The organism is Youhaiella tibetensis, from assembly GCF_008000755.1.
GTDB classification, from domain to species: domain Bacteria; phylum Pseudomonadota; class Alphaproteobacteria; order Rhizobiales; family Devosiaceae; genus Paradevosia; species Paradevosia tibetensis.
In genome coordinates this window covers 3888266-3903481 of the sequence record NZ_CP041690.1, presented here as the reverse complement: position 1 = coordinate 3903481, position 15216 = coordinate 3888266, and the positions used below count along the sequence as shown (strand labels likewise).

The following is a 15216-nucleotide window of genomic DNA, read 5'->3' as shown; positions in this document are numbered from 1 at the left end:
TGGCCGTTCACATATTGGCATTTGCCGTTCATCAAGCCGGCGATTGTGTGGCGAAGCGGTGCTGCGCTGCCATCAACGCGGCGAAGAATCGCCCTTCTTGGCCTCTAGCCACTTCTGCGACATTGAGCAGGAGGGCGACCATGAACGGAAAAAATACAATGCTGGCCACCGCTTTTGCGCTGGCCTTCATCCCCGGTATCGCGATGGCGGCGCCGGCCAGGCTGGTCCTTGTCATCGGCGGGGAGGCCTATGACGGCCCGCCCAAATTCGTCGTGACTTTCGATGGCAAGCCGGTCGGGGAAGGGGCTGTGGACAAGGCCATCGACACCGGAACCGACCAGCGTTTCGCCGATGCTGTGGACAAGTCCCAATATGTCGAAAGCTTCAGCTTCGATATTCCCGAGGCCGATTTCCGCCCCACCGGGGAGATCCGCATCAGCCTCACCAACGAGGCCTATGGCGGGGATGGCTCCAACCGCGACCGCAACCTCTTCGTCTCCTCGGTCACCCTCAACGGGGTCGAGATCAAGGCGGCGAACCTGGCGACGGTGACCAAGGCCGGGCTTGAGCCCAACCAGATGGTCGGGGATTACCTGGCCATCAACGACAACACCACCCAGGCGGTGTCGCTGGCGCCCGAGGGCGGCTGGCCCGAGGCCGCTGCGGACGAGTCGGCGCCTCCGGCCGCCAAGCCCGCCGAACCGGCCACCCCGGCTGCCGAGACGCCCGCCGAGCCCGAGGCGCCGGCTCCAGCGGCCAAACCAGCTGCGCCAGCCGAACCCAAGGCGGAAGAAGCCAAGCCTGCCCCGCAGCCTGAGCCCGAAGCCAAGCCGGAACCTGCTGGCGCGCCCGAGCCGGCCGAAGCCGCCGCCCCAGAGGACAAGGTCGCCGCAGCCGAGGCGGCGCCGGCCAAGGCGGCAGCCGCACAGACCGCCACCTGCACCCTCGAAAAATCCTTCGACGTCACCGGCTTCGGCCAGAACTCGAACGATCTTACCCCCGCTACCAACAAGCAGCTCGATGCCATTGCCGAGGAGATCGGCGCGCAGACCTGCTCGATCACGCTGACGGGCTATTCGGATACCTATGGCTCTTACGCCACCAATGCCCTGTTCTCGGTCGAGCGGGCGCAGAACGCGCTCAAGTATCTGCGCGACAAGGGCATCAAGTTCGAAAAGGCCGAGGCAACGGGCGTGGGCGAGACCACCAAGTTCGGGCCGAGCGCCCGCGCCAACCGGCGCGTCGTCATCGCCGTCACGCCCTAGGCGTCAGGCCTTCAGCGCCTCGCCGAGGAAGGCGCGCACCTCATCGGGGGCGACGTTCTTTTCGATGAAGGCCTTGCCGATGCCGCGGGTGAGGATGAAGGTGAGGGCGCCGCGCACGACCTTCTTGTCCTGGGCGATATTGCGCAGCAATTCGTCGGCGTCGAGCTTGTCGCCCGCAATGTCGGCGATCCGAGTGGGCAGCCCGGCGGCCTTGAGGTGCTGGATCACCCGGCCGGTGTCCTGGGACGGGGCCAGGCCCTTGCTCGCCGAGAACTGGTGGGCCAGGACCATGCCGATGGCCACGCCTTCCCCATGCAGCAGGCGGCTCGAATAGCCGGTGGCGGTTTCGAGCGCGTGGCCGAACGTGTGCCCCAGGTTGAGAAGCGCGCGCACGCCGGTTTCCTTTTCGTCGGCCAGCACGAAGCGCGTCTTGGCGGCGCAGGCGCGCGCGATGGCTTCCGCCCGTGCCGGGCCCCCTTCGAAGATTTCGCGCTGGTTTTCCTCGAGCCAGAAGAAATAGGCCTCGTCATCGATGAGGCCGTATTTGGCCACTTCCGCATAGCCGGCGGCGAATTCGCGCGGGGGGAGGGTGGCGAGGGCATCCAGGTCCGCCAGCACCAGCCGGGGCTGGTGGAAGGCGCCGATGAGGTTCTTGCCGTGCGGGGAGTTGATGCCGGTCTTGCCGCCCACGGAGCTGTCGACCTGGGCCAGGAGCGAGGTCGGCACCTGGACGAAATCCATGCCGCGCCGCGCCACGGCGGCGGCAAAGCCGGCGAGGTCGCCCACCACGCCGCCACCCAGGGCGATGATGATGTCGCCGCGCTCCAGCCGGGCGGCGAGAATGGCCTCGACCACCTCGTTGAGGCGCGAAAACGACTTGCTGGCCTCCCCGTTGGGCACGGTGACGGTGGCGTGGTTCAGCCCTGCCGCATCGAGGCTGGCGGTTAGGCGGGGCAATTGCGCGCGGGCGACTTCGGTGTCGGTGACGATGCCGAAGCGGCGGCCGGGAAACTGCGCCTTGAGCCGTTCGCCGGCGCCCTCGAGCAGGCCGGGTCCGATCAGGATGTCATAGGCGCGCCCCTCGAGCGGAACGTGGACCGTGTGCAGGGCGGCGCTGGGCATGTCATTTGTCCTTGAGATGGGCGTGGACCGCTTCGATCACTTCGTTGGCGACCGTATCCTGGGGCACGTCGGTGGAAACCACCGTCACGTGGGCTTCCGCATAGATCGGGTAGCGCGTCTCGATCAGCTTCTTGAGCGTATCGCGCGGATTGGCGGTCTTGAGCAGGGGGCGGTTCGAACGCCGCGAGACGCGGGCGAACAGGAGCTCGAACTCGGCCTTGATCCACACCGAAACCGCATTGGTGTTGATGAGGGTGCGCGTCTCGGGATTGACGAAGGCGCCGCCGCCGGTGGCGAGGACGATGTTGTCTTCCTTGAGCAGCCGGGCGATGACGCGGGCCTCCCCGGCGCGGAATTCGGGTTCGCCATGGGCGGCGAAGAATTCCTCGATGCTCATGCCGGCGGCCGCCTCGATCTCATCGTCGCTGTCCAGGAACCTGCGCCCGAGCTTGGCGGCGATGCGGCGGCCGACGGTGGTCTTGCCGGCACCCATCATGCCCACGAGCACGATCGGCGTGGTGCCCAGAAGGGCCGCCAGTTCATGCCTTTCGGCCTTGGTGGTCTGGGGGTCGGGCACCATACCGCTCCGGTGGAGAAAAACGCCTGGCGGTTCAAGCCTTGCGCGGATCACTTGTCAAGGCGCGAGGCGGGGTCGGCCCTTGATCCACCCCTCCAAAAAGAGGAAGATTCATTAGAACTTGGTCTGCATAGTGCATCCATGCCCTCACTGATCCGCCTCGTCATCGCCCTCCTGTTCCTCGTCGGCCTCGGTTATGCGGCGATGTTCGCGCTCACCGTCATGGTCGATCCGGGCGAAAAGGATATCACCGTGCGCATCCCGGCGCGCGACCTGATGGCGCAACAGCCGGTGCGCCTACCCGATGCGCAGGTGACCTCGTCCCTGCCGGCCGCCGCGCCCGTGCCGGTCACCACCAGCGCGCCGAGCGCTGAGGAGGCGCCGCTGGTCGAGCCGGGCGCCCCCGAATGAGCCGGATCGAAGGGCATCTGATCGATGCCTTTCTCGAAATGATGAGTGCCGAGCGCGGGGCGGCGGCCAACACCATCGCCGCCTATCGGCGCGATCTCACCGATTATGCGGCCGCGCTTGCCAGCAAGGGAGTCAGCCTCTCGAACGCCTCGCGCGAGGACGTAGTCGGCTTCGTGGCAAGCCTGGAGGCCGCCGGCCTTTCGGCGTCATCGAGCGCGCGAAAACTGAGCGCCATTCGCCAGTTCCACAAGTTCCTGACCGCCGACGCCATCCGCCCGGACGATCCGACCCGCATCGTTTCGAGCCCCAAGGCGCGTCGCGGCCTGCCAAAGGTGCTCTCGGTCGCCGAGATCGACCGGCTGCTCTCGCTGGCCGAGGCGGAGGCGAACCGGGAGGGGACGCCCGCGGCGCTGCGGCTCTATGTGTTGCTCGAGCTGCTCTATGCCACCGGCATGCGCGTTTCCGAACTGGTCGGCCTCAGGCGCGCCGCCGTCATGCGCGACGCCACCTACCTCACCATCCGCGGCAAGGGCGGCAAGGAGCGCATCGTGCCGGTCAACGACCGGGCGCGCGACGCCATCAAGTCCTATCTCGCCACGCTCGAGCCCGGCCTCTTCCTGTTTCCCGCCAATGGCGAGGAAGGGCATCTGAGCCGGCAGGTGTTCGCGCGCGACCTGAAGGGGCTGGCGGGCAGGGCGGGCGTGGGGGCGGCGCGCGTCACCCCGCACGTGCTGCGGCACGCCTTTGCCAGCCACCTGCTCGCAGGAGGCGCCGACCTGCGGGTGGTGCAGACGCTGCTCGGACATGCCGATATCTCGACCACCCAGATCTATACGCATGTGCTCGACGACAAGCTGCGGAGCCTGGTTGAGACCCAACATCCGCTCGCCGACGATTAAGCATGGCAGGCATTTCTGGTGAGCGACTTGACTCGGGAGGGTCGCATCGCCACTTTGCGGCCACTTTAGGGCGCGACAGGCTCCGCCCAACGATACGACAACCCAACCGGGCTGGTGGATGCAATCCTATCTCGACTTTGAAAAGCCGGTCGCCGATCTCGAAGGCAAGATCGCCGAACTGAAATCGCTGGCGCAGACCGACCAGGCGGTCTCCATCGACGAAGAGGTCAATCGGCTTTCCGCCCGTGCCGACGAGGCGCTGGTCGATATCTACAAGAAGCTGACCCCCTGGCAGCGCACGCAGGTGGCGCGCCATCCGCAGCGCCCGCATTTCTCCGATTATATCAAGCGCCTGGTCACCGAGTGGCAGCCGCTGGCGGGTGACCGCAAGTTCGCCGAGGACGCCGCCATCATTGCCGGGGTCGGGCGCATCAACGGCGTGCCGGTGGCTGTGATGGGCAACGAGAAGGGTTCGACCACCGAGACCCGCCTCAAGCACAATTTCGGCATGGCGCGTCCGGAAGGCTATCGCAAGGCCGTGCGCATCATGGACATGGCCGACCGGTTCAACCTGCCGGTGATCTCGTTCGTGGATACGGCCGGCGCCTATCCGGGCATCGGAGCCGAGGAGCGCGGCCAGGCCGAGGCCATCGCGCGTTCGACCGAAAAGAGCCTCGAGCTGGGCGTGCCCAATCTTTCGATCATCATCGGGGAAGGCGGCTCGGGCGGCGCCATCGCGCTGGCGACGGCCAATCGCGTGCTCATGCTCGAGAATGCCGTCTATACCGTGATCTCGCCGGAGGGCGGCGCCTCGATCCTGTGGCGCGATGCCGCCAAGGCGCAGGACGCGGCCAACAACATGCGCATCACCGCCCAGGACCTGCTCGGGTTCGGCGTGATCGATGCGATCATCCCCGAGCCGGCGGGCGGCGCCCACCGTCACGCCGAGGAAGTGATGGGCTCCACGCGCGATGCCATCGCCAAGTTCCTCAAGGATTTCGAGGGCAAGGGGCGGCTCGAGTTGCGTGAGCAGCGGCGCGAGAAATTCCTCGCCATCGGCACGCATCTGAGTTGATCGAAACGGGGCCTTTAGGGGCCCCGATTTCTTTGGTAAGTGTCTGTTTACCGTGCGGGGTTACGGGGGCGTAACCAAGCCCGTTTAGTTTAGAAAAACCAAATTCTACTCGGGTAGTTCTAGAAATTGTCGACTGGTCTTTTCCGTAAGCTCGCCGCCGCGATCGTACTGGTTGGGGTTGCCGTAACCCTTTCCGGCTGCGGTGGATTCATCGGCAAGGGCAATGCCAAGGCCAACCGTCCGCTCACCAGCGCGGCGGTCGCCAAGCTGGCCTCGATGGGCTCCTCCCCGGGGGCGCCCATGATGGTGCGAATCTTTAAGGACACTTCCGAGCTCGAAGTCTGGAAGCAGACCTCGGCGGGCGATTTCCGTCTCTTCAAGTCCTATGAGATCTGCGCCTATTCGGGCGATCTCGGTCCCAAGATCAAGGAAGGCGACCGGCAGAGCCCGGAAGGCTTCTATACGATCACGCCGGGCCTGATGAACCCGAATTCCAACTACTACCTGGCCTTCAACACCGGCTTTCCCAACAAGTTCGACCGCGCCTACGGGCGCACCGGCTCGGACCTGATGGTGCATGGCGATTGCTCCTCGCGCGGGTGCTACGCCATGACCGACGAGGGTATCGCCGAGATCTATGCCCTGGCGCGCGAGACCTTCAAGGGCGGCAATCCGAGCTTCCAGCTCCAGATCTTCCCGTTCCACATGACGCCGCAGAACCTGGCCAAGCAGAGCAAGAGCCCCAACCTCGATTTCTGGAAGAACATTAAGGAAGGGTACGACCAGTTCGAGATCGCCAAGGTGCCGCCCAAGTGGGACGTGTGCGGGCGCCGCTACGTCTTTAACGCCACCGGCCCCGGCGGAGTGCCGCTCGATCCGGTCGCGGCCTGCCCGCCGCTCAACCAGGACGCCACCATGCTCGCCGCCATCAAGGCCAAGCAGGCGGCCGACGAGGCGGTGTTCCAGACCGAAGTCGCCTATGTCGACAAGAAGGAAAGCGCCGCCGCCGCTGCCGCCGAACGCGACGCCGCCTCCCAGGCCGCCGCCAAGGCTCGCGGCGAAGCCATCGGTGGCTTCTTCAACGGCATCGGCTCCAACATCGGCAACCTCTTCGGCCAGCAACCCGCCCAGGCCAGCCTCGACGCCACTGCCCCCATCCCCGCCGCCAAGAGCTGAGGGGTGGGGGCGCTGCCCGGCGCCTGCGCGCCACCCCAGCCCCCGCGTGCCAGTGCCGCCCCAACCCCATCGCCTCCCTCCCCCTTGTGGGGAGGGATCGAGGGTGGGGGTGGGCCAGAGACACCGAGGTTGGGTTACCCCCACCCTTGTTCCTACCGGCGCTTCGCATGGCTCAGCGCGTTCATCGCTCGCCAAGCTCCACCGGAGTTTGGCGTTTGCTGACGCAAACCGCTCTTCACCCTCACAAGGGGGAGGGAGAGCTGCCGGCTAATACGTCCCCCCACGCGCGCTCACGTATCCCCGAGATCTCCCGGCCACCCCAATCCATCTTCCCTGGCAGAGGTCGGGGTCCAGGAAATCTATCCCCACCCCGAGGCAGTGAAACTGGACCCCGGCCTGCGCCGGGGAAGACAAGGAAGGTGGGCGGCGAGATCAGGAAACCACCCCAATCTCGACAAAGCTCAAAACACTTATCCCCGCGCACCACCCCTCCCGCATACTTTCCCGATCCCTCCGCCAACGGCGAGGCACGGTACGCGGTGCTGCGGCGGCTGGCGTCAGGACTGGGGACGTGAGGAGCTCACGCGTCCCTTGCCCTGCCGCCAGGATCTGGGAGTTGGGGGAAGCCTGGGGGCGCCTGGGCTTACGGCCTAAGTGTGACGTGACCGGCCCGGAGTGCGCTCGCGGGCAACTTGCGTGGACGGGCTTGTAGAAACCCCAAACGCTCAAGGGGCGAGGCGATGCCTCGCATTACCGCTAGCACCCATAGACTTGAGGCAAACCTCGCCCCGAGCCGCCAATGAACCACCCCGAAACCGACCGGAGCGATCCGAGCCGGCGTTTCGGCGCGCCTAAACGAAAAGGGCCGCCCGAAGGCGGCCCCTGATCCTAGTAGGCACCGTGGCAGTGCTTGAATTTCTTGCCCGATCCGCAGGGGCAGGGGGCGTTGCGCGAAACGCCGACCAGCAGCTTGGGATCGATCGGGGCGAGGCCCGCCGCGCCGGCCGCCGCAGCGGCGGTGCGCGGGCGCGTCAGCAGTTCGCCTTCGGCGTCGTTCTCGCCGGTGAAGGGATCGATATGGGTTTCCTCGAGCTGCGACAGGTCGGGCGCCGGAGCCGGCTCGGGAGCGCGGGTCTGGATCTCGACATGGCTGAGCTGGGTGGTGACCAGTTCGCGCAGGTTGGCGAGCATGGCCTGGAAGAGCTCGAAGGCTTCCTGCTTGTATTCGTTGAGCGGGTCGCGCTGGGCGAGGCCACGCCAGCCGACGACCTTGGAAAGGTGGTCGAGCGTCACCAGGTGCTCGCGCCACAGGCCGTCGATCGACTGCAGCAGGATCGACTTTTCGACCTGGCGCATGACGGTGGGGTTGGCCATGCCCGAATCGGCGAGCGACTTGAGGGTGCGCTCTTCCTTGGCGGCGAAGGCGTCGTCAGCGGCCTTGGTGATGCGCTCGCGCACCATCTCGACGTCGATGTCGTCTTCCTCGGCCCAGGCCTTAACCGGCACTTCGATGTTGAGGTAGGTCTTGACGGCCGCCTCGAGCTGCTCGGTGTTCCACTGCTCGGGATAGGAGCGCTCGGGGATGGCCTTGGCGATGATGTCGTCGACCACGTCGTGGCGCATCTCGGTGATGGTGTCCGAGACGTCCTCGCTGTCCATCAGGTCCAGACGCTGCTCGAAGATCACCTTGCGCTGATCGTTCATCACGTCGTCGTACTTGAGGATGTTCTTGCGGATGTCGAAGTTGCGCGCTTCCACGCGCCCCTGCGCCCGCTCGATGGCCTTGGTAACCCAGGGGTGGGTGATGGCTTCGCCCTGCTCGAGACCGAGCTTGGAGAGCATCGAATCCATGCTCTCGACCGGGAAGATGCGCATCAGGTCGTCCTGAAGCGAGAGGAAGAACTTGGAATGGCCCGGGTCGCCCTGGCGGCCGGAGCGGCCACGTAGCTGGTTGTCGATGCGGCGGCTTTCGTGGCGCTCGGTGCCGATCACCATCAGGCCGCCCGCGGCCAGGGCCTTCTGCTTGTCGGCTTCGATCTTGGCCGAGATTTCGGCGATCTTGGCGTCGCGTTCGGCACCTTCCAGGCCCGCGGCCTGCTCGGCCACGCGCATTTCCAGGTTCCCGCCCAGCTTGATGTCGGTGCCGCGGCCGGCCATGTTGGTGGCGATGGTGATGGCGCCCGGCACACCGGCATCGGCCACGATGTGGGCCTCCTGCTCGTGGTAGCGGGCGTTGAGCACCTTCATCTCGCCGACCTTCTTCTGGCGCAGCAGTTCGGCCAGCATTTCGGACTTCTCGATCGAGGTGGTGCCCACCAGCACGGGCTGGCCGCGCTTCTGGCAGTCGATGATGATGTCGGCGATGGCGTCGAACTTCTCGGCCGCCGTGCGATAGATGGCGTCGTCGTCATCCTTGCGTTGCACCGGCACGTTGGTCGGAATCGTGACCACGTCCAGACCATAGATGTCGGCGAATTCGGCCGCCTCGGTCGCTGCCGTACCGGTCATGCCGGCCAGCTTCTTGTAGAGGCGGAAATAGTTCTGGAAGGTGATCGAGGCCAGCGTCTGGTTTTCCGGCTGGATCTTGACGTGTTCCTTGGCTTCCAGGGCCTGGTGCAGGCCTTCCGAATAGCGGCGGCCCGGCATCATGCGGCCGGTGAACTCGTCGATGATCACCACTTCGTCGTTGCGGACGATGTAGTCTTTGTCGCGCTGGAACATCTTGTGGGCGCGCAGGGCCGAATTGAGGTGATGGACCAGCGCCACGTTTTCCAGGTCATAGAGCGACTCGCTCTTGAGCAGGCCTTCGGCGGCCAGGCGCTCCTCGAGCTTTTCGATGCCCTGGTCCGTGAAGGTGACGGCGCGCTGCTTCTCGTCGAGATCGAAATCGCCTTCCCCGATGATCGGGATGATGGCGTCGACCTTGGTGTAGAGGTCGGAGCGATCTTCGGAGGGGCCCGAAATGATGAGCGGGGTGCGCGCCTCGTCGATCAGGATCGAGTCCACTTCGTCCACGATCGCGAAGGCATGGCCGCGCTGCACCATCTGGGCGCGCGAATACTTCATGTTGTCGCGAAGGTAGTCGAAGCCGAATTCGTTGTTGGTGCCGTAGGTGACGTCGGCGGCGTAGGCGGCCTTGCGCTGCTCGTCGGAGAGGTCGTGGATGATGATGCCGAAGGTGAGGCCGAGGAACTTGTAGACCTGGCCCATCCACTCGGCGTCGCGCTTGGCGAGGTAGTCGTTGACCGTCACCACGTGCACGCCGTTGCCGGTGAGCGCATTGAGGTAGACGGGAAGCGTGGCCACCAGCGTCTTGCCTTCACCGGTACGCATTTCGGCGATCGAGCGTTCGTTGAGAACCATGCCGCCGATGAGCTGTACGTCGAAGTGGCGCATGCCAAGCGCGCGCTTGGAGGCTTCGCGGACGGTGGCGAAGGCGGGAACCAGCAGGTCGTCGAGCTTGGTGCCGTTGGCCAGTTGCTGGCGGAACTCGGCGGTGCGGGCGCGCAGCTGCTCGTCGGTGAGCTTGGAAAGTTCAGGCTCGAGCGCATTGATCGCATCGACGCGGCCCTGAAAGCGCTTGACGTGCCGATCATTTGCGGAGCCGAAGATCCGCTTGAGCGCAGCAATCACCATTGCTCTTGATCCTTTAACTGATGTGCGGCGGTTGCGTCGCAGTGTTCGTTGCGGGCCATTAAGGCCCCAGGTTTCCGCCCCGTCCAGGCTCCATAGAAGCGTCGAGACATGTAAGAGCGGGGCTTTGTCTTGTCAACTTGGCCAAAATGGGCCAAACCAAGCGCCTTCGCGCCGTCGAGGGCCGCGCGCGGCTCAAGGAGACTGTATTGATTATGACCGACCGCACCCCTTCCCGTGCCGTCTCGCCGATCGCCCGACTGGGCGGGGTGCTGATGCTCGGAACTGCCTTGATTTTCGCGCCCATGAGCGCGATGGCGCAGGACGCCGCCGCCAATGCCGCGGCCACCGCCCAGCCTGCAGCGCCGACCCCCGACACGGTGGTTGCCAAGGTGGGTGACGACACCATTACCGAGGCCGATATTTCCTTTGCGAGCGAAGATCTCGCCCAGGAATTGGCCAATGTTCCGCCCGATCAGCGCAAGGCTTTCCTGCTGACCGTGCTGATTGACATGAAAGTGATGGCCAAGGCCGCCAAGGACGCGGGCATGGACCAGACCGACATTTTCAAGCGTCGCCTGGCCTATCTCGAGGAGCGCGCGCTGCGCCGCGCCTATTTCGCCGAGAAGGTGACGACCGCCGTCACCCCGGAAGCGGTCAAGACCGCCTATGACAAATACGTCGCCGACTTCAAGCCGCAGGATCAGGTGCATGCCCGCCATATCCTGGTGAGCTCGGAAGAAGACGCCAAGGCGATCAAGAAGGAACTCGATGGCGGCGCCTCGTTCGAGGAACTGGCCAAGTCCAAGTCGATCGACCCGTCCGCCAAGCAGAACGGGGGCGACCTCGGCTTTTTCTCGGCCGGCCAGATGGTCAAGCCGTTCGAAGACGCCGCCTTCAAGCTCGAGCCCGGCCAGATTTCCGATCCGGTGCAGAGCCAGTTCGGTTGGCACATCATCAAGGTCGAGGAGAAGCGCAAGTCGGCGCCCCCGACCATCGAGCAGATCGGGCCGCAGCTCCAGCAGCAGCTCATGTTCAAGAGCTTCGATGACGCCATCGCCGCGCTCAAGCAGGGCGTCAAGATCGATATCCCCGACGCTGCTCTGGCCGATGCCGTCAAGCAGCAGTCCCAGCAGGCCGAAGAAGCCGCGCCCAACTAAGGCCGGATAATTCCCGCCACCATCTGATGGACGGCCCGCTCGAGTTCCTCGGGCGGGCTGTTTGCATTTCCGGTGAGCAAACGGCCCCAGGCGAAGCCGGCGATGGTCTCGGCAAGCAGGGATGCGTCGGTTTCGGCGGGAACTTGTCCACGCTCCTGGGCGCGCCGGATAATCTCTCCGGTGTGGATGCGCCGGTCGGCGGCGTAGTCGGACAGCGCCTTTTCGGCGGCCGGGTCCGATTGCGCCTCGGCGATGATGGAGCGGAAGATGTTGCCCTGCGGGCCTTCGGCCCAAAAGGAGAGGAGGCTCTTGAGGAAGATCGCCAGATCGCGTTCGACATCGCCGGTGTCGGGCTGGGCGTCAAAAGTCTTCTGGCGCTGGTAGACGTCGAGCAGCAGGGCGGCCTTGGAGGGCCACCAGCGGTAGATGGTGGGTTTGCCGGCCTTGGCGCGCCGCGCCACCGCTTCGATCGAGAAGGCGCCGAACCCGCCTTCGGCGAGGATTTCGGCGGCGGCGGTGAGGATGGCTTCTTCGCTCGCCGGGTTGCGCTGGGCGCCGATCGAGGCGCGGCGCTCGGGTGCCTTGTTGCTGGCCATGCCTGCGTCCTTTCCTTTTCGCGCACTTCTAGCATGAACCCTACTTGAACGATACGGCCCGTTTCGATATATAACGAAACGTACCGTTTCAATGGAGGTCGCAATGACCACTGTCTCCCTCAATGCCGGCGCCGCTGCGCCTGCCGCCGTCCGTCCAAATCCGTCCAAGCTGCGCCTGGCGCTCGTCATGGTCCTGGCGGTCTATCCGCTCATCACCGCCCTCCTCTATGTGGTGATGCCGCTCACCGAGAACTGGACCACCTGGCAGCGCACTCTCGTCATCGCCCCGATCATGGTGTCCTCGATCGTGTTCGTGGTGGCGCCGGCCATCCAGAAGCATCTGGGCTGGTTCGTCGCCCGCCTGCCGCGACCGGCGCGCTAACCCGCTTGCGCTCGGGCCCGGCTTGGGGCAAACGGGATCGCAACGACGCGCCACTCCAGGACTTTGCCATGGCCCATCCCGTTTCGCCTCTCGCGCCCAAGACCTACCCCGAATTGCCGGAAGTGCCGGGCGCGCGCTTTGCGACGGCCGAGGCCGGGATCAAGTACAAGAACCGCACCGACGTGCTGCTGGTCGCGCTCGACCCGGGCACCAGCGTGGCCGGGGTCTTCACGCGCTCCAAGTGCCCGTCGGCGGCCGTCGACTGGTGCCGGCAGAACCTGGGCGGCGGCGCCGCGCGGGGCCTGGTGGTCAATTCAGGCAATGCCAATGCCTTCACTGGCAGCAAGGGGCGCGAGAGCGTCCAGAAGACCGCCGAGATCGCCGCCAGGGCGCTCGGGTGCGGGACCGGCGAGATCTTCCTCGCCTCGACCGGGGTCATCGGCGAGCCGCTCGACGCCTCCAAGTTCGAGGGCGTGCTCGATAATCTGGCCGGGCGGCTGGTCTCCTCCCCGTGGATGGATCCGGCAAAGGCCATCATGACGACCGACACCTTCCCCAAGGTGGCCACCGCCACCGTCGAGATCGACGGCGTCGAGGTGGTGATCTCCGGCATTGCCAAGGGTTCGGGCATGATCGCCCCCGACATGGCGACCATGCTCTCCTTCGTCTTCACCGATGCCGCGATCGCTGCGCCGGTGCTCCAGTCCCTGCTCGCCGAGCAGGTGCGTCCGAGCTTCAATTCCATCACCGTGGACAGCGATACCTCGACCTCGGACACGCTCATGGCCTTTGCCACCGGCAAGGCGGCCGAGCGCGGCGTGGCCCCGATCGAGAGTGTCGAGGATCCGCGCGCGGCGGTGTTCGGCGAGGCGCTGGGCGACGTGCTTTATGAACTGGCCATGCTGGTGGTGCGCGACGGGGAAGGCGCCACAAAGTTCGTGACGGTCAATGTCGAGGGCGCCACCAGCGACGAGAGTGCCTTCCGTATCGCCAAGTCGATCGCCGACTCGCCGCTGGTCAAGACCGCCATTGCCGGCGGGGACGCCAATTGGGGGCGCGTGGTGATGGCTGTCGGCAAGGCCGGCGAGCCGGCCGATCGCGACCGGCTCTCCATCCGCTTCGGCGATCTGGTGGTGGCCGAGCAGGGCGAGCGCTCGCCCGGCTATGACGAGGCGGCGACCTCGGCCTATATGCGCCAGGAAGACCTCGAAATCGGGGTGGCGCTCGGGCTCGGGGAAGGGCGCGCCACGGTCTACACCTGCGATCTCACCCATGGCTACATCGCCATTAACGGCGATTACCGCAGTTGAGTGAGAAATCCATCCTGCTGGTGGTCGCCTGCGCGCTGGTCGACGCCGACCGGCGCGTGCTCATCGCGCAGCGTCCGCAGGGCAAGAACCTGGCGGGCCTGTGGGAATTTCCCGGCGGCAAGCTCGAGCCCGGGGAGGGGCCCGAGGAGGCGCTCATTCGCGAGTTGCGCGAGGAACTGGGCATCGAGACCAAGAGCGCGTGCCTGGCTCCGTTAACATTCGCTAGTCACTCTTATGAGAATTTTCACCTCTTGATGCCACTTTACGTGTGCCGGAAATGGCAGGGATTTCCGCAGGCTAAGGAGCATTCGGCCCTCAAGTGGGTTCGCCCGCAGGCCCTTCGCGACTACCCCATGCCTCCGGCCGACGAGCCGCTGATCGCGCCACTTTGCGATCTGCTTTAGGTGCGACGAGGGACGCCGCGACTTACGCATCCCGGGACTTGTCTGGAACAGAAGGTTCGGAACGGCCCATGCTGGAACGTACGCTGAAACGCTTTGCCGCCGATGAGGCCGGCGCGACCGCCATTGAATACAGCCTCATTGCGGCTTTGATCGCGATGATCGCCATCACCGCCATGATCGCGCTTGGCGGGGGTACGAGCGGCCTGTTCAATTACGTCACCGAAAAGACCAGTGCCGCGCTGACGATGCCCTAGGCCTTCGGGTCGTTCCCCAGCATCGAGGCCATGCTCACCTTGGCGCTGCCGGGGGCGAGGGGCTTCTGCTGGCTTTCGTGGGGCGCCCAGCCGCTCATCCAGATGATTTCGAGCGTGGCGCGGACGCGCCCGTCGGCATCAGCCGCCATTTCCTGGTAGGCGTGTGCCGCCGTGGTGACGAGGCTGGCGGTGGCCATGCGCTCGGGGCGGTCCGCCAGCGGATTGGAGGCGCCCAGCGCCTTGAGCTCGGCCATCAGCGCCATCGGGTGGGCGTAGCGCACCACGTGGCTCTCCACATCCGCTACCGGCAGGGCGAAGCCGGCGCGCTGCAGGAGGGCTCCGGCATCCTTGACCTCGATGAAAGGAGCGACGCGGGCGAAGGCACCGCCCGAAAGCGCCGCGTCGGCCGCGAGGAACGCCTGGCGCAACTCGGTCAGCGAATTGCCGCCGACAGCGGCGGCGAGCAGCAGGCCGTCCGGCCGCAGGTGCCTGCGAATGCGGGCGAGAAAGCCCGGCACGTCGTTGATCACCTGCAGGTCGAAGATCGAGACGATGAGATCGTAGTCGGTGCGCGGCAGCGCCAGGTCCTCGGGGTCGACCAGCGGCATGCCGGGGGCGGGCAGGGCGGTGCTGACGCGCTCGAACGCGAAGACCCCGTCGTGACTCTCCCCGCGCGCCGGCAGGGCGGCGCCGTCCGGTCCCATGATCAGGGCCTGTTCGAACTTGCGGGTAATGGCGAGCAACCGGTCCTGGAGGTCGTAGAGTGCCAGCGAGGTCACGAAGTCCTCGGCTCCGGCCTTGCGGCGGCGCAGGTGGCGGGCGATCAGCTCGTGGTCGAAAACGATGGGCGCGGTCATGGCTGCAGTTTCGGGGCGGCTATCGGGATAAATGCCAAGCGCCAAATGGTCTTGGATGCCGCACACTGGCGTTATGGACAGCAGGGGAGACCTTG

General features: G+C 65.7%; 15 protein-coding genes. 10 read left to right on the top strand and 5 right to left on the bottom strand.

Annotated features, from left to right (window positions below; genetic code table 11):
- The first annotated feature begins 140 nt into the window (after positions 1-140).
- On the top strand, positions 141-1265 hold the full coding sequence (locus FNA67_RS19075) for an OmpA family protein (RefSeq protein WP_147657628.1): 1125 nt from the start codon (positions 141-143) through the stop codon (positions 1263-1265).
- A gap of 3 nt (positions 1266-1268) precedes the next feature.
- Here FNA67_RS19075 and aroB read toward each other — a convergent pair whose 3' ends face one another.
- Complete coding sequence (gene aroB, locus FNA67_RS19070) at positions 1269-2387, bottom strand: 3-dehydroquinate synthase (RefSeq protein WP_049706674.1); 1119 nt, start codon at positions 2385-2387, stop codon at positions 1269-1271.
- Position 2388: 1 nt separating this feature from the next.
- Entirely contained in the window at positions 2389-2967 is a 579-nt protein-coding gene (locus tag FNA67_RS19065) for a shikimate kinase (protein ID WP_049706673.1), read from the bottom strand.
- A 138-nt stretch (positions 2968-3105) separates the two neighbouring features.
- On the opposite strand from FNA67_RS19065, the gene FNA67_RS22045 reads away from it, so the two are divergent.
- The 4 genes from FNA67_RS22045 to FNA67_RS19045 all read left to right on the top strand — a co-directional run bounded on the left by FNA67_RS22045 (position 3106) and on the right by FNA67_RS19045 (position 6525).
- The gene (locus tag FNA67_RS22045; RefSeq protein WP_174851689.1) at positions 3106-3375 is read left to right on the top strand and encodes a hypothetical protein; all 270 of its coding nucleotides are present in this window, start codon (positions 3106-3108) and stop codon (positions 3373-3375) included.
- Entirely contained in the window at positions 3372-4274 is a 903-nt protein-coding gene (locus tag FNA67_RS19055) for a site-specific tyrosine recombinase XerD (protein WP_147657626.1), read from the top strand. Before FNA67_RS22045 ends, FNA67_RS19055 begins: the two co-directional genes overlap by 4 nt.
- Positions 4275-4392: 118 nt before the next feature.
- Positions 4393-5349 (top strand): acetyl-CoA carboxylase carboxyltransferase subunit alpha, encoded by a 957-nt coding sequence (locus FNA67_RS19050; protein WP_147657624.1) that lies wholly within the window; start codon positions 4393-4395, stop codon positions 5347-5349.
- Positions 5350-5475: 126 nt separating this feature from the next.
- On the top strand, positions 5476-6525 hold the full coding sequence (locus FNA67_RS19045; RefSeq protein WP_147657622.1) for a L,D-transpeptidase family protein: 1050 nt from the start codon (positions 5476-5478) through the stop codon (positions 6523-6525).
- A gap of 888 nt (positions 6526-7413) precedes the next feature.
- Here the strand turns inward: FNA67_RS19045 and secA are convergent.
- The gene (gene secA / locus FNA67_RS19040) at positions 7414-10161 is read right to left on the bottom strand and encodes a preprotein translocase subunit SecA (protein ID WP_147657620.1); all 2748 of its coding nucleotides are present in this window, start codon (positions 10159-10161) and stop codon (positions 7414-7416) included.
- Between the two features lie 212 nt (positions 10162-10373).
- Between secA and FNA67_RS19035 the strand changes: the two genes are divergently transcribed.
- Positions 10374-11318, top strand: a complete 945-nt coding sequence (locus FNA67_RS19035; RefSeq protein WP_210246402.1) for a peptidylprolyl isomerase — start codon at positions 10374-10376, stop codon at positions 11316-11318.
- Here FNA67_RS19035 and FNA67_RS19030 read toward each other — a convergent pair.
- Positions 11315-11914, bottom strand: coding sequence for a TetR/AcrR family transcriptional regulator (locus tag FNA67_RS19030; RefSeq protein ID WP_147657618.1), 600 nt, complete (start codon positions 11912-11914; stop codon positions 11315-11317). The genes FNA67_RS19035 and FNA67_RS19030 overlap by 4 nt on opposite strands.
- 103 nt (positions 11915-12017) lie before the next feature.
- On the opposite strand from FNA67_RS19030, the gene FNA67_RS19025 reads away from it, so the two are divergent.
- From FNA67_RS19025 to FNA67_RS19010, 4 genes are all read left to right on the top strand, one after another.
- Positions 12018-12296 carry a hypothetical protein gene (locus tag FNA67_RS19025; RefSeq protein ID WP_244616396.1) on the top strand — a complete coding sequence of 93 codons (279 nt, stop codon included), beginning with the start codon at positions 12018-12020 and terminating at the stop codon, positions 12294-12296.
- 68 nt (positions 12297-12364) lie between these two features.
- The gene (gene argJ, locus FNA67_RS19020) at positions 12365-13606 is read left to right on the top strand and encodes a bifunctional glutamate N-acetyltransferase/amino-acid acetyltransferase ArgJ (protein ID WP_049706667.1); all 1242 of its coding nucleotides are present in this window, start codon (positions 12365-12367) and stop codon (positions 13604-13606) included.
- Positions 13603-14010 carry a (deoxy)nucleoside triphosphate pyrophosphohydrolase gene (locus FNA67_RS19015; protein WP_147657616.1) on the top strand — a complete coding sequence of 136 codons (408 nt, stop codon included), beginning with the start codon at positions 13603-13605 and terminating at the stop codon, positions 14008-14010. The genes argJ and FNA67_RS19015 overlap by 4 nt, the downstream gene beginning before the upstream one ends.
- A gap of 68 nt (positions 14011-14078) precedes the next feature.
- Positions 14079-14264 (top strand): Flp family type IVb pilin, encoded by a 186-nt coding sequence (locus FNA67_RS19010; RefSeq protein WP_049706665.1) that lies wholly within the window; start codon positions 14079-14081, stop codon positions 14262-14264.
- Here FNA67_RS19010 and FNA67_RS19005 read toward each other — a convergent pair.
- Positions 14261-15121 carry a class I SAM-dependent methyltransferase gene (locus tag FNA67_RS19005; protein ID WP_147657614.1) on the bottom strand — a complete coding sequence of 287 codons (861 nt, stop codon included), beginning with the start codon at positions 15119-15121 and terminating at the stop codon, positions 14261-14263. The genes FNA67_RS19010 and FNA67_RS19005 overlap by 4 nt on opposite strands.
- Positions 15122-15216 lie beyond the last annotated feature (95 nt).